17 protein-coding genes and 2 pseudogenes are annotated in these 20,434 nt (G+C 67.9%); 11 read left to right on the top strand and 8 right to left on the bottom strand.

The window, feature by feature from the left end:
* Window positions 1-323 precede the first annotated feature (323 nt).
* The gene (locus ACIPSJ_RS40600; RefSeq protein ID WP_401353433.1) at window positions 324-1,856 is read left to right on the top strand and encodes an MFS transporter; all 1,533 of its coding nucleotides are present in this window, start codon (window positions 324-326) and stop codon (window positions 1,854-1,856) included.
* A gap of 188 nt (window positions 1,857-2,044) precedes the next feature.
* Here ACIPSJ_RS40600 and ACIPSJ_RS40595 read toward each other — a convergent pair whose 3' ends face one another.
* Window positions 2,045-4,498 carry a SpoIIE family protein phosphatase gene (locus ACIPSJ_RS40595; RefSeq protein WP_401353431.1) on the bottom strand — a complete coding sequence of 818 codons (2,454 nt, stop codon included), beginning with the start codon at window positions 4,496-4,498 and terminating at the stop codon, window positions 2,045-2,047.
* Window positions 4,499-4,819: 321 nt separating this feature from the next.
* On the opposite strand from ACIPSJ_RS40595, the pseudogene ACIPSJ_RS40590 reads away from it, so the two are divergent.
* Window positions 4,820-5,296 (top strand): annotated as a pseudogene (locus tag ACIPSJ_RS40590) (IS110 family transposase); the annotation flags it as partial.
* 108 nt (window positions 5,297-5,404) lie between these two features.
* Here ACIPSJ_RS40590 and ACIPSJ_RS40585 read toward each other — a convergent pair.
* Window positions 5,405-6,118: an isochorismatase family protein gene (locus tag ACIPSJ_RS40585; RefSeq protein WP_401353429.1), complete on the bottom strand. Its 714-nt coding sequence runs from the start codon at window positions 6,116-6,118 to the stop codon at window positions 5,405-5,407.
* A 495-nt stretch (window positions 6,119-6,613) separates the two neighbouring features.
* On the opposite strand from ACIPSJ_RS40585, the gene ACIPSJ_RS40580 reads away from it, so the two are divergent.
* Window positions 6,614-7,114: a flavin reductase family protein gene (locus tag ACIPSJ_RS40580; RefSeq protein WP_401353427.1), complete on the top strand. Its 501-nt coding sequence runs from the start codon at window positions 6,614-6,616 to the stop codon at window positions 7,112-7,114.
* 461 nt (window positions 7,115-7,575) lie between these two features.
* Here the strand turns inward: ACIPSJ_RS40580 and ACIPSJ_RS40575 are convergent.
* Window positions 7,576-7,827: pseudogene (locus tag ACIPSJ_RS40575) on the bottom strand (5,10-methylene tetrahydromethanopterin reductase); the annotation flags it as partial.
* Between the two features lie 228 nt (window positions 7,828-8,055).
* Here ACIPSJ_RS40575 and ACIPSJ_RS40570 point away from each other — a divergent pair.
* Window positions 8,056-9,009 carry a VOC family protein gene (locus tag ACIPSJ_RS40570; protein ID WP_401353425.1) on the top strand — a complete coding sequence of 318 codons (954 nt, stop codon included), beginning with the start codon at window positions 8,056-8,058 and terminating at the stop codon, window positions 9,007-9,009.
* An 85-nt stretch (window positions 9,010-9,094) separates the two neighbouring features.
* Here the strand turns inward: ACIPSJ_RS40570 and ACIPSJ_RS40565 are convergent, their stop codons facing one another.
* The 3 genes from ACIPSJ_RS40565 to ACIPSJ_RS40555 form a co-directional block, all read right to left on the bottom strand.
* Window positions 9,095-9,325, bottom strand: coding sequence for a zinc-binding dehydrogenase (locus ACIPSJ_RS40565; protein WP_401353423.1), 231 nt, complete (start codon window positions 9,323-9,325; stop codon window positions 9,095-9,097).
* Window positions 9,319-9,684, bottom strand: coding sequence for a zinc-binding dehydrogenase (locus ACIPSJ_RS40560; protein ID WP_401353421.1), 366 nt, complete (start codon window positions 9,682-9,684; stop codon window positions 9,319-9,321). Before ACIPSJ_RS40560 ends, ACIPSJ_RS40565 begins: the two co-directional genes overlap by 7 nt.
* Window positions 9,685-10,722: 1,038 nt before the next feature.
* Window positions 10,723-11,739 (bottom strand): CE1758 family FMN-dependent luciferase-like monooxygenase, encoded by a 1,017-nt coding sequence (locus ACIPSJ_RS40555; RefSeq protein WP_401353419.1) that lies wholly within the window; start codon window positions 11,737-11,739, stop codon window positions 10,723-10,725.
* A 548-nt stretch (window positions 11,740-12,287) separates the two neighbouring features.
* Here ACIPSJ_RS40555 and ACIPSJ_RS40550 point away from each other — a divergent pair.
* The 3 genes from ACIPSJ_RS40550 (at window position 12,288) to ACIPSJ_RS40540 (ending at window position 14,114) form a co-directional block, all read left to right on the top strand.
* Window positions 12,288-12,713 carry a DoxX family protein gene (locus tag ACIPSJ_RS40550; RefSeq protein ID WP_401353417.1) on the top strand — a complete coding sequence of 142 codons (426 nt, stop codon included), beginning with the start codon at window positions 12,288-12,290 and terminating at the stop codon, window positions 12,711-12,713.
* Between the two features lie 200 nt (window positions 12,714-12,913).
* Window positions 12,914-13,480: an NADPH-dependent FMN reductase gene (locus ACIPSJ_RS40545; RefSeq protein WP_401353415.1), complete on the top strand. Its 567-nt coding sequence runs from the start codon at window positions 12,914-12,916 to the stop codon at window positions 13,478-13,480.
* A gap of 166 nt (window positions 13,481-13,646) precedes the next feature.
* Window positions 13,647-14,114: a MarR family winged helix-turn-helix transcriptional regulator gene (locus ACIPSJ_RS40540; protein WP_401353413.1), complete on the top strand. Its 468-nt coding sequence runs from the start codon at window positions 13,647-13,649 to the stop codon at window positions 14,112-14,114.
* Between the two features lie 419 nt (window positions 14,115-14,533).
* Here the strand turns inward: ACIPSJ_RS40540 and ACIPSJ_RS40535 are convergent, their stop codons facing one another.
* Entirely contained in the window at window positions 14,534-14,962 is a 429-nt protein-coding gene (locus ACIPSJ_RS40535; RefSeq protein ID WP_401353411.1) for an acyl-CoA dehydrogenase family protein, read from the bottom strand.
* A gap of 449 nt (window positions 14,963-15,411) precedes the next feature.
* Here ACIPSJ_RS40535 and ACIPSJ_RS40530 point away from each other — a divergent pair, with 449 nt between their 5' ends.
* On the top strand, window positions 15,412-15,891 hold the full coding sequence (locus ACIPSJ_RS40530; protein ID WP_401353409.1) for a MarR family winged helix-turn-helix transcriptional regulator: 480 nt from the start codon (window positions 15,412-15,414) through the stop codon (window positions 15,889-15,891).
* Window positions 15,892-16,011: 120 nt separating this feature from the next.
* Window positions 16,012-17,772 carry an MFS transporter gene (locus ACIPSJ_RS40525; RefSeq protein ID WP_401353407.1) on the top strand — a complete coding sequence of 587 codons (1,761 nt, stop codon included), beginning with the start codon at window positions 16,012-16,014 and terminating at the stop codon, window positions 17,770-17,772.
* Between the two features lie 218 nt (window positions 17,773-17,990).
* Here ACIPSJ_RS40525 and ACIPSJ_RS40520 read toward each other — a convergent pair whose 3' ends face one another.
* On the bottom strand, window positions 17,991-18,773 hold the full coding sequence (locus tag ACIPSJ_RS40520; protein WP_401353405.1) for an IclR family transcriptional regulator: 783 nt from the start codon (window positions 18,771-18,773) through the stop codon (window positions 17,991-17,993).
* A 159-nt stretch (window positions 18,774-18,932) separates the two neighbouring features.
* Between ACIPSJ_RS40520 and ACIPSJ_RS40515 the strand changes: the two genes are divergently transcribed.
* A complete protein-coding gene (locus ACIPSJ_RS40515) occupies window positions 18,933-19,643 on the top strand; it encodes a CoA transferase subunit A (protein WP_401353403.1) in 711 nt (236 codons plus the stop codon).
* A gap of 11 nt (window positions 19,644-19,654) precedes the next feature.
* Window positions 19,655-20,323: a CoA transferase subunit B gene (locus ACIPSJ_RS40510; RefSeq protein ID WP_401353401.1), complete on the top strand. Its 669-nt coding sequence runs from the start codon at window positions 19,655-19,657 to the stop codon at window positions 20,321-20,323.
* The last annotated feature ends 111 nt before the right edge of the window (window positions 20,324-20,434 follow it).

Genomic DNA, 20,434 nt, shown 5'->3' with positions numbered 1-20,434 from the left:
GAGCGCACCACGGGCCGGCGGGGTCGGGGAGCCGCAGGACGTCGCCTGGGTGGCCGCCTCCCTCTGGTCGACGGCGGTGACAACGCGGTGTCGCCCTGAGGCATGTGACCTGGGCACCGAGGTGAGAAAGCGCGCCGCGCGGACCGACCGACCCCGGGCTTCCTCCGGGCTGCCGCACCTTCGAGTAGGAGCCATGAGGGCCAGGCCCTCTCCGGAGCCCGGATTGCGTACCGCTTTGGGGAGTGTGCCCGAACGGAACCTCATCGAACTCTCTGGACCGAGAGTCCAACAGCGCACCAACGGAAAGAAAAGTGGCTCGAACGATGACGAATTCGATCTCCCTGAAAAGACTGGACCGCGGAACGCTCATCGCGTGTTGTCTCGCCGTCGCGGTGGCACAGCTGTCCCTTACCCTCCCCGCGCCGATCAGCGGGAGCGTCCAGGCCGCGTTCGGGGCGTCGGGCTCCCAGGTGGCGTGGGTGGCCTCCGCCTTCATCCTCCCCACCGCCATCCTGGAGTTGAACTTCGGTGTGGTGGGCGACATGTTCGGCCGCAAGCGCCTTCTGGTGCTCGGTGGATTCACCCTCGCACTGGGTGAACTGCTCAGCGCCCTCTCGCAGAACATCACCACGCTGTGGATCGGTCAGGCGCTCGCCGGCGTCGGCGCCGCCGCGCTCTTCCCCACTTCCCTGGCGGTGATCGCGGCCGGCACGCCCGATCAGAAGGACCGTGCGAAGGCCGTCTCGATCTGGGCATTGAGCATCTCCGTGGCGTCGGCGGCAGGCCCCCTGTCCTCCGGCGTCCTCGCGACCGTCGCCGATTTCCGCTGGGCTTTCGTGCCGCCGGTGGCGCTCGGCCTGGCCACGGGCATCACGTGCTGGGTCCTCGTCACCGATTCCAAGGAGCCCGAGGGCCGCTCCATTGACTGGCCCGGCCAGGTCAGTGTCGCCGTCGGCCTCACGGCCCTGCTCTGGGGCGTCGTCGAGGGCGGTGACCGCGGCTGGACCAGTCCCGCGATCCTGGGCGCGCTGGCTTTGGCCGCGGTGGCGCTCGTCTCCTTCGTCGTCGCCGAGAAGCGTGCCGCCTCACCCATGTTCAACCTGGACCTGCTGAGGATCCCGTCGTTCTCGGCCGCGGCCGTCGTCGCCCTGGCCGGTATGTTCGGCTTCATCGGCACCGGTTACTGCGTCTCGATCCGACTCGGCGCCGTGATGCATCTGAGTGCGCTGCGCGCCAGTCTGCCGCTGGTGATCCTTCAGCTCATACCACTCATGCTGGCGCCAGTACTCAGCAAGATGCTCACTCGTGTCGAACCGCGCTGGCTGCTGATGGGCGGCCTTCTACCGATGGCCGCGGGACAGTTCTGGATCGCCGCGCTCCCCATCACCTCCACCTCCCTCGCGGCGTTCATCGGCCCCGTGCTGTTGCTCGGCATCGGCTTCATCTGCGTTGTGACCTCCCTGACCGCCGCCGCCGTGAACGCCGTACCCATCGAGATGACCGGCATGGCCAGCGGTGCCACCAGCCTGGTGCGCGAGTTCGGGCAGGGACTCGGCCCCGCCGTGATCAGCTCGGTCGCGATGAGCGTCGCCTCCTCGGCGCTGGCGGGCCGACTGAGCGGCAAGGACGCCGGCGTGGAGGCCGCGGCCGGACCACTCGCCGTGGTCAATGCCGGCAGCGACAGCGCCCGGGCCGCGGCTCAGAGCGCACTGGCCCATGGCATGGCCGTGGGCCTTGTGATCTGCGGCTGTGCCTCCCTGCTGGGCGCGTTGGTCACCCTCGTCCTGGTCCGCAAGAACACCGCCCGTTCGGCGATCGGCACGGACGGGACGTTGGCGCAGGCCGCGCCCGCGTAGCCGGTGATCCGCCGGAGACGAGGGCCGGGGCCGAGGCACCGGCCCTCGTCACGTGCTTGGCGACCCGAGGTCCGCGGCGGCCACGCCCCCGCACTCCCCGGGCAGAGTCCGGCGCGTTGCGGCCACGCGGCCCTGCCCGCCGTCTGCCGCACATCAGCCCTGTCGGGAGCCCGACGGCCAGCTCGGTATCACGTGGTGCCGTCCGGCAGGGCCTGCTCGGTCCAGATGCATTTGCCGTCACGCAGATAGCGAGCTCCCCAGCGCCTGGAGAGGGCGGAGACGAGTTGCAGGCCCCGGCCGCCCTCATCCGTGTCGCCGGCACGCCGGATACGCGGGGTGGTGGCACTACCGTCGTAGACCTCGCAAATCAGCGAACGGCTGCGCAGCAGACGGAGTCGAACGGGACCGCTGGCATGACGGATCGCGTTGCCGACCAGTTCGCTGGCCAGCAATTCGGTGGTCATGGTGAGTTCGTCCAGGCCCCAGTCGGAAAGTTGTGTGCGAACGTATTCGCGTGCCTGCCCGGCTGCCCGGGGATCGTCCGGAAGGCTGTACGAAGCGATGTTACCGGCGGATGTGCCCCGGGTTCGGGCGATGAGCAGTGCCGCATCGTCGCTGGTCCGCCGGTCGTCGGGCAGCAGGGCCGAGACGACCTTGTCGCACAGGTCGTCAAGCCTGCCGACGTCGTCGTCCGGGCTCCCGGCCGGGAAATAAGAGTTCCGGGCCACGAACTTCGCCAGGGCCCGGCTCAGCTGAGCCAGTCCTTGGTCGATGTCCCTGGTCGCGGACTCGACGAGGCCGTCGGTGCAGAACACGAGCAGACTCCCCTCCGGCAAGTGGAGTTCTTGCACGTCGAAGGGGGGTTCGGCGGCGCCCAGAGGCGGGTTCACGGCGACGTCGGGCCGGTGGACACTGCCGTCGGGATGGACGACTATCGGTGGGGGCTGACCGGCCAGGGAGAGCGAGCAGGTCCGGGTGACCGGGTCGAAGACGGCGTACAGGCATGTGGCGTAGTAGTCGTCGCCCAGATCATCGACGAGTGCGCTCAGACGGCTGAGCAGTTCGCCCGGATCCATTTCCAGATCAGCGAGAGTGTGAACCGCCGTGCGCAGCCGTCCCATGGTCGCGGCCTCGGCGATGCCGTGTCCCATGACGTCACCGATGACCATGGCGGCCCGATCGCCGGAGAGCGGAATCAGGTCGTACCAGTCCCCTCCCACCTCGTCGCCCGAGCCCGCGGGCAGATAGCGGGCCGCGGCGGAGACGGCGGGCAGTGAGGGCAGCGCCTTGGGGAGCAGACCACGCTGAAGTTCCTGCGCCCGGGCGTGCTCCGCGTCGTACAGCCGAGCCCGTTCCAGGGCCTGGGCCACCAGAGCACTCAGGGCGGTCAGCAGCGTGCGTTCCTCATCGCTGAAGGAGCGCGGTCGCACGAAGGAAATGGCGCAGCTGCCGATCGCGCGCCCGGATACGACGAGTGGGAGAAACGCCACGGCATGCATAGGGGACGCGGCTACATAGTGCTCAGCCATCGGGTAATTCTTGAGAAACTCAGATCTCGATTCCATGAAGCTTGGAATACGGTTCCGGAACGCGTCGGACAGCACGGGATTGCCTTCCTCCGACTCCTCGTCGAGGCGGCTCAGAAACTCCTTCGGGTATCCGACGGAGCCGACCAGGCGCCCGGTGCCCCTTTCCAGCGCCACCACCAGCAGCCCGTCGGCGCCGAACGTCGGCATGACGTGCTTCTCGACCGCTTCGACCACGTCCCTCGACGTCACGGATTCGGCAAGCGCCACCGCCAGTTCGCCCATGCGGGCGGTCCGCTCTGCCGCGATCCGATCGGCGTCCGTACCCCCGGCTTCGCTCAGCCGCTGATCGGTGACGTCGGCGAAGGAAACTGTCAGTCCGCCGCACCGTTCCGGCACAAGCCGCACCTGGTAGAGGCGCTGATCCGTCGGCCAGCGCACATCGAAGCCGATCGGCCGGCCTTCGGCGCGAGCCCTCCTGCACTGGCCCTCGAAACCGTGCGCCTGACTTGCGGGGACTTCCCACAGCACGCTCCCGAGCGACGCCTGCCCCGCGTCGAGGATGCGCTCGGCCTCTTCGTTGATGAAAGTGATCCGCCAGTCGTCGTCGACTGCCAGCAGGCCGTCCCTCATGTCGCGAAAGGCGCGGACGACCGGATCCCGCGGAATCTCGGTACCGGGGGTCGTGCGGTCGGCAAGGCCTTCCCAATGGCCCAGAACCCATTCCGCCACGGATCGAAGAAATAGCCTCTTCGCGCGGTTCGGCTCACCGGGCCGTGCCGTAAGCACCGAAAGCACGCCTACGGGGCCCTCGGCACCGGGTACCGGCACCGCCGCGACGCCGGAGGCACCGATCCCCAGGCTGTCCTCGGCAAGCCAGACGTAGCCATCGCGGGCGGCGCGCGCCGGTGCGACGTCGTCACCCACCCGCACACGCTCCCACGCTCCGGCGATCTCTGGGGTAAGTCCACTGGACGCCACCAGGTGGAAGAGGTCCGAGCCCGCGGCACGCCGGTGCAGCAGGCCGCCCAGACCGCCCAGGTCCGCCGTCACCTGCTGGAGGGCGAGTGCCAAAACGTCGGTATTCGACAGCCCCTCGGCCGCGGCGGCGAGCACGCCCCATCGTGCTGAACCAACCCGCTGGGCGCTGCTCCCGCCCCCGGAGATACCAGCCGACACGACGCCTCCCACTTTCCGCGAGGAACTGTCATCGTCAACGGTAATTCGTGATGCACCCGCAAGCTGTCCGGGCAGCGTCGGCGCATTGCCTGCCCGCACTATGCGATGGCCTCGTCGAACTCGTCCTGGTCGAGGGCGCGGCGGGGCAGGGGAGTCGGACGGCTCCGGTCATGACACAGGCCGTCCAGTACGACGGTCAACTAGCGCTTCCACAGATCCGGGGCGACCGTCCGGCTGTGCTCGGTGACGGCTCCAAGCATGAGCCGGATGAGGGGCAGGTCGGTGGCAGAGAGGCATCACGACATCGCGCTGGTCGATGAGTCCGGCGAACTGCTGGCCAAGCGGCGGATCAGCGATGACGCGGCCGGTTACCGGATGCTGCTGGAACTCCTGGCCGAACACGGTGACAGCCCTGGGTCGCCGATACCGGTGGCCATCGAGACCAGCCGAGGCCTGCTCGTCGCAGCCCTGCGGGCCGGCTGCCGCAAGGTTTTCGCAGTCAACCCGCTTGCCGCCTCCCGCTACCGCGACGGCGTGCCCCATAAGAAGTCAGTCCCGGGCGACGCCCTCGTGCTGGCCAACATCCTCCGCACCGACATGGCTGTGCACCGACCGCTGCCAGCAGACTCCGACCAGATCCAGGCCATCGCGGTGCTGGCTCGGGCTCAGCAGGACGCCGTCTGGAACCGGCAGCGGATCGGCAACCAGATCCGCTCCCTGCTGCGCGAGTACTACCTTTTGCCGCGAAAACACCCGAGGCCGCCACGGAGACCGCCCAAATCGTCAACGGACTCCCCGCCGATGCGGCAGGGAGTCCGTTGATCACAGCGCAGGGGGCGCTGGTCAGCTCTGGTTGAGCTTCGCCAGTTCCGCCTGGTACCACGCGCCGAGTTCCTTGAGGATCGCCGCGTGCGGGGAGGCCCAGTCGAGCATCCACTCGGCGTTCATGGCGTTCGTCGTGTTGGGCACACTGCCGGCCTGGATCATGCGCTGGATCGCCAGGTCGTGCGCCTCCTTGCTGGTTCCGCCGACCGCGTCCGCGGGGAACGTGGTCTTGAGCCCCTCGGCCTGCATGTCCACGACCGGGTAGGCCAGGCAGATCTCAGTCCACAGGCCGCACATGACGAAACGGCGGCGACCGGTGGCCAGTACCGCACGACGGAAGGTGTCGTCGTCCCACGCGTTCATCGTCGATCGGTCGATCACCGGAACGTCCGGAACCTCTTGGCGCAGTTCCGGCAGCATGGGGTGGTTGTAACCGGCCTTGACCGCGACGGTGCTCAGGACGACCGGGATCCCCACCCTCACCGCGTACTTGGCCAGCAGTCTGGCATTGAGCATCATCACCTTGGTGTCCATGGAGCGGACCGCACTGAGCATCTCCGGCTGGTAGTCGATGAACACCAGCGCGGAGTTGGTCTCCCTGAACAACTGCTCCCCCACACGCCCCTTCGACGCCGCGGCGGCCGACGGAGCCGCGGCGACCGAGGCCGTCATGGCGGCGGCCACCCCGCCGGTGGCCGCGATCACACCGCGGCGACTGATCTGCTTGCTCATCAGAGTCTCCTCGCAAACCCTCTGGCGCCGCGACCTACTTGGCCGCGGGCTCCAAACCAATCGCGGTCGCATGACCCAACACATCATGTGACGCATCAACTAAGTTAGCGCACTTTGATGACACGTCAAGCTCTTCCGGGGGGCTACGGATCTCGGCATAGCCGCGACCGAGGCCGCCGCAATCACGACGACACCCGAACGGCCCGAAGAGCAGTCCAGGTCAGGGGCTCGCGGGTCGGGCAACCTGCAGCCACACCCCCACCTCGCGACCGATCGACACATCCGCACATTCACTTGACATGTCATCAATCTTCTAGAACTGTACATACCGCATCCGCGCCCGTGAGCGGCTACCGCGCGGCGCGGATGTCACGGACACCATGGCGCGTCCCCGTGGCCTCGTCGCGGGTTCCACCTGACGGAACCCGCGACGAGGCAGGCCGAGATCCACGGGAAAGCTCTGCTCGGCGACAACTACCTGACGATGGACCTGTGATGACCACACCGACGACCCACAGCCCCTACGACGCCACGCAATTCCGCCACGTCCTCGGACACATACCGACCAGTGTCGCCATCGTGACCGCGATGCCCCACGGACGACCGGTCGGCGTCACCGTCGGCTCCTTCAGCTCGGTCTCGCTCGACCCGCCGCTGGTCAACTTCTTCATCGACCGTTCCTCACGGACGTGGCCCCGGCTCAACGAGTCGAGCACCTTCGCCGTCAACGTGCTGGGCGCGGACCACGCCGAGCTGTGCCGGGCCTTCTCCCGGCGCGGTGCGGACCGCTTCGAGGGCGTCGCGTGGAAGCCGTCCGACGCCGGCAACCCGGTGCTGGAGGACGCGACAGTCACTCTCGACTGCAGCCACTACAAGATCGACACCCTCGGCGACCACATCCAGGTCGTCGGCAGAGTCGACTCGATGCGACTGCGGACCGGCGAGCTTCCCCTGGTCTTCTACCGCGGAGGCTTCGTGGACTTCGGCGCGGCATGAGCGCCGTCCCGAAGTCAGGAACAACAGGAACAACAGGAACAACAGGAACAAGGTGATCCAGAACACGCGCCGCGCGCCATCGGACCGGGCCGACACCGAGACGGCCGTCCGTCGGGCGCGCACCGCTGTTCCGGGGACGCCCGAGCGATGAGGCGCACCCTACTCCCCGGCGAGTGAGACACAGGCTCCCCCAGCCCGCGTGACCTCGGCGAGGCCCGGGCCCGCACCGGCAGCCTTCGCGGACTCCGTCCACCGACGCCCGTCCATGTATGACAGGAGCATGACAGGGCCACGCCTTCCGGTCTTCAGGCCGATGGCCGGGGTCGTCAGCGGGTGACGACCCCGGGCGTCCCGGATCCGGCGGCAGGATCCCGGATCACGCCCTGACGGGTGCCATTGCCTCGCCGCCGCCGATGCGGGGGCAGCGGCCGGGCTTGAGGGCGGCCAGTTCGCGGATCACGTCGTCCACGAAGTCGTAGTGCGGGGCTGTCGACGGTGAGGCCGATCTTCTCACTGGCCTCCTCCAGCGGGACGTCGCCCTGGGGTCCCTTCTCCCAGCAGGGCCGGTACTCGCGCAGGGCGTCCTGGGAGTTGCGACGGACATGGAAGGCGCCGCCGGCCCCGACAATGGCGTCCTCCGCGCGACCGTGGCCGTGCTCGGCGTCAGGAGTGCGGTAGCAGTCGACGTAGCGCGCGAAGCAGTCGATCGTCATGAAGAGGTTGTTGACGAAGAAGCCGTCGCCGTAGCGGCCTGCCTGTTGGCGCACACTTTCACGGGCATCTCCCATTCGATTCCCGCCCCTATGACGCCGATCACTTTTCGTTGATGTGTCAACTAGTGGGAGTATTGTTGATGCATCAACCAAAGGCCGTCGAGGCAAGGCGATGACGACGCCCCGGCCATAGCGACTTCATGAGATTGACCAGAGGAGAACACGATCATGTCCACGTCCCTCACCCGACGGTCCGCCATCACCGCGGGCCTGGCCCTCGGCGCATCGCTGGCGGTGTCCAGCGCATCGTCGGCGCAGGCGGCGACAGGCCGCTCGGCCTGTGCCCCCGTCTCAGCGGGTATCACCCGGCTGCAGTGGACCGGTATCGCCCTCAGCAGCAGGCAGTACCCGGCCATGAAGGAGTTCACCGAGAAGGCCCTCGGGCTGACAGCGGTCTCCACCTCGGAGGAGTTCAGCGTCTTCGCCCTGCCCAATGGCAACTTGTTCGAGCTCTACGGGCCGAAGGCTCCCCAGTACCCGTGGCGCACCAGCACCACATCGACAGCGGTCGGCTTCGACTCCAGCAGCCTGCCCACGGCCGAGGCGGCGCTGTCACACCACGGCGCTCGGTGGGTCTCCCGTATCTATGAGTTCCCCGGGGCGGGAGCCGGAGGGACCGACTACCGGTTCCGCTTCTTCCGCGCCCCCGACGACCGCGTCTACGGCGTCGCCCAGAGCAACTTCGACCCCCACCAGCCCGTGGCCGCCGGCGCCACGGGCTCGGCCGGGATCAACAAGCTCCAGTGGACCGGCATCGACCTGACCGCCGGCCAGTACATCAGGATGAGGGAGTTCACCGACCGGGGGCTGGGGCTGAACGCACTCAGCACGGTGACCGAGTTCACCGTCTTCGGAACCGAGAACGGAAACCTGTTCGAGCTCTACGGGCCCAAGGCTCCTCAGTACCCCTGGAGGACCAGCCACAAGTCCATCGCCATGGGATTCAACACCATCGATCTGGACGCGGCCATGCGCCACCTGGAGCGACACGGCGCGAAGTGGGTCTCTGGCGTCTATGTGGTCCCCGGTGCCGGAGCGGGAGGCACCGACTACCGGTTCCGCCTCTTCCGCGCCCCCGACAACCGCGTCTACGGCGTCGCCCAGAGCAACGCCACCAGCTGACGCCCTGGCAGGCCCCGGCGATCGTCGCGGCGACCACCCGGGTCGCCGCGACCGCGCCGCCGCACGACGCGGACTCAACGGTCTGTCAGAGTGTGACGACGATCTTCCCTGAGTCGGTGTTCGATTCCAGTTCCCGGAAGGCATCCTGGATGCGGTCCAGACCCTTGAAGACCTGCCTGATCACCGACCGGAGTGAACCGTCGCCCAGGCCCGCCGCCAGGAACCGGTTGACCCTGCGTCGCCCCTCCGGGGTGCTGTTGAGGACTGTGCCGGCATGGCCGCCTACGGTCAACGGCCAGTTCAGGGGCATCAGCATGGGGCGGTCATCGAGGAACCCGTAAGCGACCACCGTGCCTCCCGGGACGGCGCCCTGGCCGCATCGGCGAGCCCAGTACCGCCCACGGCGTCGAAGACGAGTTCGACTCCCGTCCCGCCGGTGATCCGCGGGGCCTCCTGGACCACGTCCTGCTGCTCGGAGACGATCGCCTCGGCCGCACCGGCCTCCAGAAGCGCACGCCGCTTGTCCTCGGTCCGGGTGACCGCGATGGGGACGGCCCCCGTACGGCGGACGATCTGGATCGTGGCAGAGCCGACCCCTCCGGAGGCTGCCGTGATCAGCACATGGCCGCCCGAGCGCAGCTCGCCCGACTCCAGCAGCTCCCCTGGGGGGTTCACGAGTGCGTGTGACGTGCGGCGACAAGAAGCCCTGAAGATCGTTCCCCGTCGGCTTCACATGAGGTCGCCCACCGCGAGTGCGAACGAGCAACGCCCCGGGGGTCCGCTACATGCTCTGCTCGACCTCCAGCATGCGGGGGTGAGCGTCGCCGAGAAGGGCCTGGAGTCGAGGTGTCGCGAGAGCGTCGAGGTTGGAATGCGCCATGCATCGGTCGTACGTCCTCTTCGCGGTGGCCAGGCTCTCGGGAGTGGACCCGTGTATGCCTACGCCGGGGCGGATTTCGGGATGACGGTGTCGGACGGTGAGGATCTCGGCTGCGATGAGGAAACTCTGGAACGCGAAGAAGATTGAACGACGGCACCCGGTGATCGCGGTTTCCGCCTCGTTTTCCGGGTGGAAGGGCCGGAAGCGGCAACCGTTCTCCCCAGCCCATGGCTGGCTGGGCCGGGGAGAACGGTGGACTGCCATGGGCGGTTCAAGTCCCCGTCGAAGGGCCCGCCGGCGGTCAGCTTCTGGCGTTCTCTGGGCAATCGCGTAGTTGCGAGCGCCGTGCTTGGGCAGCACTGTCTCTGCCGTCATGAGGCTCGCACTGTCGAACCCGACTGCTGTCGACGTGATGCCGGTGCGCCAAGGGTACGGGGAGCCTTCGGCCCGTAGAACTCGAACTGGCTGCCCTTCGACGCACTGAATACGGAGAACTCCTTCGAGCTCCCGGCCAGTTTCAGGGCCAGGCCCTTCTCGGCGAACGCCTTCATGGCCGGATACCGCTTGCTGGACAAGCACGACGCCGGCCCACTGCGGTCGGGTGATACCGGCGCCCTCGGTGTGAAGTGACTGGCTGATCTGGATAGTCAGGCTGCCGATGCCGAGAGTGCAGGTGCGCTGGGCGTGCTTGAGGGCTCGTTCGTTTTGGCCGGCACTGTGGCGACGTCGCCACAGTGCCGGCCTGGAAGAGCACGTGTCCGGCCGGGCCTGCGCTCGGGATCATCACCAGGTGACAGGCCCCGGCGGCCGGCGTTCGACGGACGGATCACCGGTTATGCCGGGCTGGGTTCCATCTCGCGGCGCAGGACAGGGAGGACTTCTTCGCCGACGAGGTCGATCGTCTGGTGGAGGGTGGTTTCGGGCACACCGCCGAAGTCGAGGCCGAAGAGCTGCCGCTGGAAGGAGCCGAAGGCGTCTCGGGTGGCTAGGACCTTGTCGACTACCTGCGCGGGGCTGCCGACAGTGAGGCCGGTCTTCTCGCTGGCCTCCTTGAGCGGGACGTCGCCCTGGGGTCCCTTCAGCCAGTAGGGCTCGTATTCGCGCAGCGCGTCCTGGGAGTTGCGGCGGACGTAGAAGGCGCCGCCGGCCCCGACGATGGCGTCCTCGGGACGGCCGTGGCCGTGCTCGGCGTAGAGGGTGCGGTAGTAGTCGACGTAGCGGGCGAAGTAGTCGATCGTCATGAAGAGGTTGTTGACGAAGAAGCCGTCGCCGTAGCGGGCTGCCTGCTGGGCGATCTCGGGAGAGCGGATGGAGCCGTGCCAGACAAAGGGCGGGGTGCCGTCGAGCGGACGGGGGGTGGCCGTGAACTCCCGCAGGGGTGTGCGGAAGCGCCCGGACCAGGTGACGACATCCTCGTCCCACAGCCGGCGCAGCAGGGCGTAGTTCTCGATCGCGAGGGGGATGCCGTCCTCGATGCGCTTGCCGAACCAGGGGTAGACCTCGGGAGTGTTGCCGCGGCCGAGCATCAGGTCCAGGCGGCCGTCGGCGAGGTGCTGGACGGTGGCGTACTCCTCGGCCAGGCGGACCGGGTCGTTGGTGGTGATCAGCGTCACCGACGTGGACAGAGTGATGCGCGAGGTGAGCGCGGCGATGTGAGCGAGGACCGTAGGGGTACTGCTCGACAGGAACGGCTTGTTGTGGTGCTCACCGAGGGCGAACACGTCGAAGCCGGCCTCCTCGGCATGAACGGCGAGACGAGTGATCGCCTTGAAACGTTCGTTCTCGGTGGGGGTGCGGCCGGAGACAGCGTCGGTGACGACGTCTCCGACTCCGAAGATCCCGAATTCCATGAGGGAGCTTTCTCGATGAGGGCCCGCCCGGTGCCCGGCCAGGACGAGGGGTCCTGGCGGATGCGAGAGGCTGGACCGACGGGTCAGGGTGTGTCAGGAAGAGCAAGACCGCGGCGAGGGCGATCGGACCGACGCGGGAACGGCACCCTTGTCAGCCAGCTTCGGCAAGTCCGCTCGCGCGACGGCGAGGACCGAGAGGATGACGGCGACGACGTTCACGGCGGCACTCCGAGGGGCTTCTTTCTTGATGCATCAACCGTACACCTCAATGGTTGATGCATCAACGACAGGTGTCGGCGGCGCGACGCCCACCCCGACAGGGAGGTTGACGGCATCCGCGCGGAGACCTCACCGACCCACTCACCGCATCGAGCGAGACCGCACAGGAGCACCTGCCCGGAGCGCACCCGGTCAAGGCACTGAACCACGCGGGCCACCACGACCCGACCGCCGACGACTCATCACCCGGCTGGCCGCACAGCACCAGCATCATGGTTGACACATCCTCTACCCACCCCTAATTTAGGTGATGCATCAATCATTGCTGTGTGAGCCGCCAGGGGGACGTCCACACAACCCAATCATCAGAGGTACTTGTGAACGTCACTTTGTGGACTGTCGCGGCTCTGCTCGCTCTCATTTTCCTGGCCGCCGGCGCCGCAAAGCTCGCCCAGCCGAAGGAAAAGCTCCTCGCTTCTCCGTCCATGGGCTGGGCCGAGGACTTCCCGTCCGGGCTGATCAAGACGATCGGACTCCTGGAGATTCTCGCCGCGATCGGGCTGATTCTGCCCGCGGCGGTGGACATCGCCCCCAATCTGGTTCCGCTGGCCGCGTCCGGCCTGGCGCTGACCATGTTCGGCGCCACGATCATGCACAGCCGACGCGGGGAGACCCAGTCAGCCGTCGTGACTGTGGCCCTCCTCGCCCTGTCCGTCTTTGTGGCCTACGGGAGATTCGGACCGCACTCCTTCTGACCGCGACCGGAGCGGAAGAGATCCATTCGTGGCACACGGGCCACGTGGGTGAAGCGGAACAGACGACAGCCCAGGCTCACCACAACCGTATCCAGGAGTCCCGTTCTCCCTCGGCGCCTCCCCCACCCAGCACCTTCACCACACTTCCTGAACCTTCGTTCAGGACAGCCCAACCAGGAATACAGACAAGGAAGACTTGTATGACCAGGATCGGCATCATTCTCGGTAGCACCCGCCCCAACCGCAACGGCGAGCAGGTGGCCAAGTGGGTCTACGACATCGCCTCCACCCGCAGCGACGCCGAGTTCGAGCTCGTCGACCTGCGTGACTTCCCGCTGCCGCACCTGGACGAGCCGCTGCCCCCGACGATGGGCCAGTACCAGGGCGAGCACACCAAGAAGTGGGCGGAGAAGATCGCTTCCTTCGACGGATTCGTCTTCGTCACCCCGGAGTACAACCACAGCACCTCCGGCGTGCTCAAGAACGCCATCGACTACCTCTACAACGAGTGGAACAACAAGGCGGTCGGCTTCGTGTCGTACGGCGGCGTCGGTGGCGCCCGGGCCGTGGAACACCTGCGACTGATCGTGGGTGAACTGCAGATGGCCGACGTCCGCCAGCAGGTGACACTGTCGCTGGTGACCGAGTTCGAGAACTTCAGGGTCTTCAAGCCCGGCGACTACAGCGTCCAGGGACTCGGCACCCTGATCGACCAGGTCGTTGCCTGGAGTGGGGCCTTGGCACCGCTCCGCGCCTCCGCCGCCTGAGCCACCGATCACACTATCTGCGGATGCCGGGTCCACTACGACCCGGCATCCGTGTTTCGGAGTCGTGGCGAACCCTCAGACGGGCAGGGCACAGCAAAGTGCTCATGTCGCCAATGGCAAACCCGCATCACTTTGATGAAGCATCAACTACGTTTACAATTCTGACATGGACGAAACGGTGCGGTGGTTGACGACAGATGAGCAGCACGCGTGGCGCGGCTTTCTTCGGTTGTCCGAGAAGCTCGAGGGCCGTTTGGGGCAGCTGTTGCAAACGGAGTCCAACGTGTCGCCCGCGGACTTCTCGGTACTGGTTCAGTTGACGGATGTTCCAGAGGGAAGACTGCGATATCAAGATCTAGCCCGCGCGCTGGAATGGGAGAAGAGCAGGACTTCTCATCACATCGCGAGAATGGCCGGGCGAGGGCTGGTCGTGCGGGAAGAGTGTCCTCAAGACGGGCGTAGCGCCTTCGTGGTGATCACTGAGGCTGGACGTGCGACGATCAGGGCCGCCGCCCCGCGCCATGTCGAGTCGGTACGCGAACTGTTCCTCGACCATGTCACGCCGGCAGAGCTCCGGATGTTGGCCGAGATCTCTGATCGAGTCGTGAGCAAGCTGGACGAACCCCTGTCCTGACCCGGGAAGGCAGCCGGGCAGAGAGAGCGGTGATGCACGCTTCAGGTGTACGACGCCCGCTCGGTGCCAGACGGTACGTGCCGCCCTTGGGCAGCCTGTACCGGTTCTGAGCGAGTGCATCACGTGCCCGGTCCGAGGGGCGCGGCCCAGGCCGGGTCGCCGGGCCCGCGAGTGTCGGGGATCGAGGAGTTCGGTCCGCGCTCGGCCCCAGCAGGACTCCATCGGCGCGCTGGCCGCGCGGTCACCGATCGAGCCCGTCGAGGCCACCCATGGGAACTGGACCCCATGGTCAGAACCCCTGGTCGCCGCATCACGCGCATCCCCCACCGGGTCGCCGAAGAACACACCCGCCAGATGAATCATGCCCGTCACCCCGTGCCGATCACGGGTCCCGGACAGCGCGCCAGTGCCGAGCACGGTCACCGATCGACTGCGACCGCGGCCGGTGCCGACGACCTCGACGCCGCACGGGGATCTACCTGAACAGGGTCCACCGGCCTGTGGCACCCGGGGCAGCTCAGGGCATGTCGCAGCGGTGAGCACTCCAGGGAGATGCCGTTGGCGCCGAAGACCATGCGGCGCTCGCGGGCGATGGCGAGCGCCTCACGGACGTTGTTCAGCTTGCCGACGCTGACCTGCTCGGGCCAGATGCGGCCCTGGCCCTTCAGCCACCCCAAGTGGACGGTGAGCAGGGCGGAGCGGCCCCATGACACCGCCATGTCGGCCGGCTTCTTCTGCGTGAGCCGGAAGACGCTGATCGGCCTGCCGAACTGCACCCGCGAGTCGGTGTATTCGAGCGCCGCCTGGAGGCAGTCACTCCGCGACCTCGGCGACGAGCGGTTCGCCATCTCCGGCACCGCGGCCCGCTTCGCCGCCGAACTGGCCCGCTCCGACCTGGCGCACGGCCTTGACCGGCCACCGGTGACCGCCTTCGAGCAGAGCGCCGCTCCCCCGTTCAAGCACCTGGGGGTGAAGCGGTGGTGATCACCGGCGAGGGGCGCGTCCTGGCCGCGAACACACCCGTCCTGGGCAGCCGGCGCGATGGCACGCGACCTCCTCGACGAGAGCACCGCGGCCTAACGGGCGGCAGTGCGGGTCCCCGCAGTCGACTGGAGCGTCGTCCGAGCGGGCCCCTCTGCCACGGACTGAGCCTCCCGGCGAAGGGCCGCCGGGTCCCTCGTCCGCCGACTGATCGACGTCAGTCACGTTCGGCTGGAGCCTTCCTCTACCGGCGCATCAGCGCACACAGAAAATGAGTATGTTGACATAGGTGTTCCTTCATATCTAATCTGTTGACGTGTCCGATATCAGCGAGACTCGTCAGAGTCGGAGCACCGAGCGTGTGGCCCAAGGCCTCGCCGCGTATGTGCCTGCGCTGAGCCGGTCGATTGAGCGGTACTTGGACAGCCGACTGCCCTACCCAAGGCCCCCGGAGCGCCAGCTGGCGTTGCTTCGGTATGTCGCCGAACACGACGGAGCCACGGTCCACGAGGCGGCCGACGCACTGGTGATGAAACCGAACAACGTCAGCGCACTCGTGACGCGACTGACCGAAGCGGGCCTGCTTGAGCGCCATCAGGACGAGACCGACAAGCGGGTGGCCCATCTGCACGTGACGGCCAAGGCCTGTCAGCGGATCAGCGAAGCCGACACCGTTGCGACGCACCGGCTCTCGTCCGCGTTGCGCACGCTCACCGACGGCGACCTCGACGCCCTCGGCTCGGCGCTCGGCGCCCTCCGCGCGCTTGCCGAGCGGCTGCACGACCACGACGTCTGATCGGGCCCTCCGCACCCGCACGCTCGGCGCCCTTCTCGCTGCCGCGGCGAGGACTGGGCGTGCTCTCCACCCACCACTTCCGCGCCGCGAACGGCGCCGTATGTCCCAAGGACCTCACCCATGTCTGTCTCCCCCGTCTCCGCAGCACGCCCACCTGCATCCGCCCCGCGCCCCTCCAGTCGCCGCGCCAATCCGTGGCTGACGCTGGTCGCCGTCGCCTTCGGCCTGTTCATGGTCGGCCTCGACGGTTCCGTCGTCTCGATCGCCAACCCCGCGATCGGCCGGGGCCTCGACGCCACCACTGCCGAGCTGCAGTGGGTCACCAACTCCTATTTGCTCGCCCTCGCCGCCACCCTGATTCTCGGTGGCAAGCTCGGCGACCGCCTGGGCCGCCGTACCCTCTACCTCGTCGGAGTCGTGGGGTTCACCGCTGCCTCCGTCGCGATCGGGCTGGTCGGCTCGATCGAAGGTGTCATCGCCTTCCGTGCCGCACAGGGCCTGTTCGGCGCGATGCTCATGCCGAACACCCTGGCGCTGCTGCGCGCGGTGTTCCCGCCGAGGAAGTTCGGCATGGCGGTCGGCATCTGGGCGATGATCTCCTCGGTCTCCACCGCGCTCGGACCGATCGTCGGCGGGCTGCTCGTCGAGCACGTCGACTGGGAATCGGTCTTCTACATCAACGCCCCTGTCGGAGTCTTCGCGTTGGTCTTCGGTCTCGCCGTGCTGCCCGAGTCCAGGAACGAGGCGGCCGCGGGTGAGAGGTTCGACGTTCTCGGTGTGCTGCTGCTCGCGGTCGGTCTGCTCGCCGTCGTTCTGGGTGTCGTCAAGGGCGAAACGTGGGGCTGGACCTCGAGCGCAACCCTCGGTTCGATCGCAGGAGGTGTCGTCGTCCTGGTCCTCTTCGGCTGGTACGAGACGCGCGTCGGGCACCCTCTGCTGCCCATGCGGCTGTTCCGCAGCCCGGCGCTGACGATCGGTACGTTCGTCACCGCCCTGAACTTCTTCATCCTGCTCGGCGTGATCTTCTTCGTCATGATGTACATGCAGAACGTGCGCGGGTTCACCCCGGTCCAAGCCGGCGTACGCACGTTGCCGCTCAGCCTCGTCTCCATGCTGGCCTCGCCGCTCGGCGCGAAGCTCACCGAGAAGTTCGGCCCCCGTGTGACCATGCCACTCGGCATGCTGCTGCAGGCCGGCGCGGCGTTCACGATGCTGGCCTGGGGCGCCGACTCCTCGTACAACGTCATGTGGCCGCCGTTCGTCGCCCTCGGCCTCGGTGGCGGCATGGTGATGTCCGCGTCCTCCGACGCGATCGTGGGCAGCGCCCCCGTCCAGGACGGCGGTGTCGCGGGTGGCCTGCAGGCCACCTCGCTGCAGATCGGCGGCGCGCTCGGTACCTCGGTGCTCGTGTCGATCATCAGCAGCCGTGTCGGCTCCACGCTCACCGGCTCCCTCACCGACGCGGGCGTGCCGGACGCGGCCGCGGTCCGCCTCACCGAGGCCAAGGACGCGGTCGCGATGGGGATCAGCCCGGTCACCGGCGCCATGCCCGCACAGCTCAGGGCGGCCGTGACGGAGGGCAGCCAGACCGCGTTCATGAACGGTGTCCACACCGCCGTCCTCGTCACCGGGATCCTCGCCGTTGCCAGCGCCGTCCTCGCGGTGCTCGGCCTGGGCGGCCGCAATGACGAGAAGGCAGCGAGCCAGGTCGTCGCGTCTGGTGCACCGGCAGCGGACACCCCGGCCCAGCCTCTCGCCGCGGTCGGCCAGGCGCCGTCCGCGATCGTGGTGGACGAGGTCCCCTCCCCCGGCAGCGTCATGGACAACGGAAGTGCCCGCAGCGCCGAGTCGGCATCCGCACCGCAGCCGCCGTCACCCTGATCTCGCCGACCGGCACGGCGGCCGGCCGCCGTGCCGGTCGTCGCCGGCCGCGGCCTTGAGCTCTCCCGGGAGCTGACACCCGAAGACACGACAGGGTGATCGGTGGCCTCGCGGTGGCGCGCCGAAGACGGCCGCCCGACGCGAGTGCGGCCGCCTGTACGGCTCCGCCGGGACATCGCCCGCCGGGTTCCGCCGCACCGCTGCATCGCAGGCAGCGGTCAGCCGCGGGCACCCGCGCGGGTGTTCAGCGTGCGACCGAGTGCGTGCGCCTCACGCAGGAGGAGTGCGCCGAGTTCAGGTCTGCGTTCGGCGCGGAACCTGGTCTCCACTCCCGTCACGGTCAACGCCCAGGCGGGCTGCCCGGCGGCGTCGAACACGGCTGCCGCCATGCCCCAGCTGCCTTCCACGACGAGTCCGGGGTTCACGGAGTAGCCGTCGGTCCGGGTCTGCGTGATCCGCTCCCGTACGGCTTCCGGCGCGTGTGCCGGACCCCAACGGTCGACCAGGTCGCTGCGTGCCAGATAGGTGTCGATCTCGGTGTCGTCAAGGAACGACAACACGGCCAGGCCCGCCGATACGACACCTAGCGGGAAGCGCGCGCCCTCGTACAGTACGAAGGAGCGGATCGGGAAGTCCCCGTCCTCGCGCAGCAGGCACACCGTCTCGTCCCCCCGTCGGGCTGAGAAGAACGCGCTCTCTCCCGTCAAGGCAGCGAGCCGGTGCACGCTCTCACGTGCGTGGCGGGTGATGTCGTAGCGAATGCCGGCCACCCCGCCGAGCAGATACAGCTCGGGGCCGAGGAACCAGCGTCCACTGCGTCGATCGCGGTCGACGAACCCCTCCTCGGCCAACGAGACGAGCAGTCGGTGCGCGGTCGGTCTCGGCAGGTTCGTCGCTCTCGCCAGTTGGGCGGTGCCGGCGCCGGCCTCGTTGACCCCCGACAGCGCGCGAAGCAGGGCGCCGATCCTGCCGACGAGGTGAGCTGCTGGGGGTGTGTCCATGCCCTCATCGTACGTTCACTGAGTGAACGCCGTATCCGGTGACAGCTCACTCGTCAGCCGGTTTCCCTACTCAAATCCGCTTTTCCTTGCGTGGGAAGAATGCACAGACGTTGACTGTAGCGCTCGGACAATGAACGCGTCAGATGGGAGGTGGGCGAGTTGATCAAGCTGCGTACGGTTGCGGAAGAGGCCCTGGCCGGAGTGCTGACGGATGGAATGACGATCGCCGTCGGCGGGTTCGGTCTCAGTGGCGTCCCGTACGACCTCATCGAGGTGGTACGGGACAGTGGCGTCACGGGGCTGACCGTCGTGTCCAACAACATGGGGGTCGACGGCAAGGGACTCGGCCTGCTGCTGGAGAACCGGCAGGTGGTCAAGGTGATCGCTTCCTACGTCGGCGAGAACAAGCTGTTCGCCCGTCAGTACCTGGACAAGGTTCTCGACGTGGAGTTCTCGCCGCAGGGCACGCTCGCCGAGCGCATGCGCGCCGGCGGGGCGGGTATCCCGGCCTTCTACACGAGGGCGGGCGTGGGCACGCCCGTCGCCGAGGGCAAGCCGCACGCCGAGTTCGACGGACACCTTCATGTCCAGGAGCGGGGTATCGTCGCCGACCTCGCACTCGTGCACGCCCACACCGCTGACGAGGCGGGCAACCTGACCTACCGGGCCGCCGCGCGCAACTTCAACCCGCTCGTGGCCACGTGCGGGCGGGTGACCGTCGCCGAGGCCGAGCACCTCAGCGACGGGTTCATCGACCCGGAACTGGTCACCACCCCCGGCATCTACGTCAACCGCCTGGTGGTCGCGCGCGAGCGCACCAAGGAAATCGAGCAGCGTACGGTCCGCCCCCGCGTGACCGTCGAAGCCTAGGAGCGAGGACCATGCCCCGGACACGCGATGAGATGGCCGCGATCGCGGCCGCCGAACTCAACGACGGCGACTACGCAAATCTCGGCATCGGCATCCCGACCCTCGTGGCCAACCACATCCCCGACGGGATCTGGGTGACCTTGCAGAGCGAGAACGGCATCCTCGGCCTCGGCCCGTTTCCCTGGGAGGGAGAGGAGGACGCCGACGTCATCAACGCGGGCAAGCAGACGGTCACCGTCGAACCCGGTGCGAGCTACTTCGACTCCGCGACGTCCTTCGGCATGATCCGCGGCGGCCACATCGACATCGCCGTCCTGGGCGCGCTGCAGGTGAGCGCCAAGGGCGACCTCGCGAACTGGACCATCCCCGGTGCCCTCGTGAAGGGCATGGGCGGGGCCATGGACCTCGTAGTGGGGGCGCGCAGGATCGTGGTGCTCACCGACCACGTCGCGAAGGACGGAAGCCCGAAGATCGTCGAGGAGTGCACGCTGCCGCTGACCGCTGCCGGCGTGGTCGACCGCATCATCACGGATCTCGCCACCATCGATGTGAGCCCGGACGGCCTGCGTCTGAGGGCACTCGCCCCGGGTGTCACCGAGGAGGAGGTCCGGGCGAAGACCGGCGCCCCGCTGCAGCTGTCCGCAGCGACAGGAATCGGGAGCACCTCAAGAATGGCGTGATCACGGATGGCGCTGTCGAGGAAGACCGCGGGAGGGCGGGGGCGCGGCCGGAGGGGCTACGGGTGTGTCCTGATGAGACACACCTGGTGGACCGAGGCCATCAGCCCCCAG

The sequence above is a fragment of the Streptomyces sp. NPDC090088 genome, assembly GCF_044747345.1.
Classification (GTDB): Bacteria; Actinomycetota; Actinomycetes; order Streptomycetales; family Streptomycetaceae; genus Streptomyces.
The sequence above is the reverse complement of the archived record's forward strand: the minus strand, read 5'-3'. Positions and strand labels throughout refer to the sequence as shown.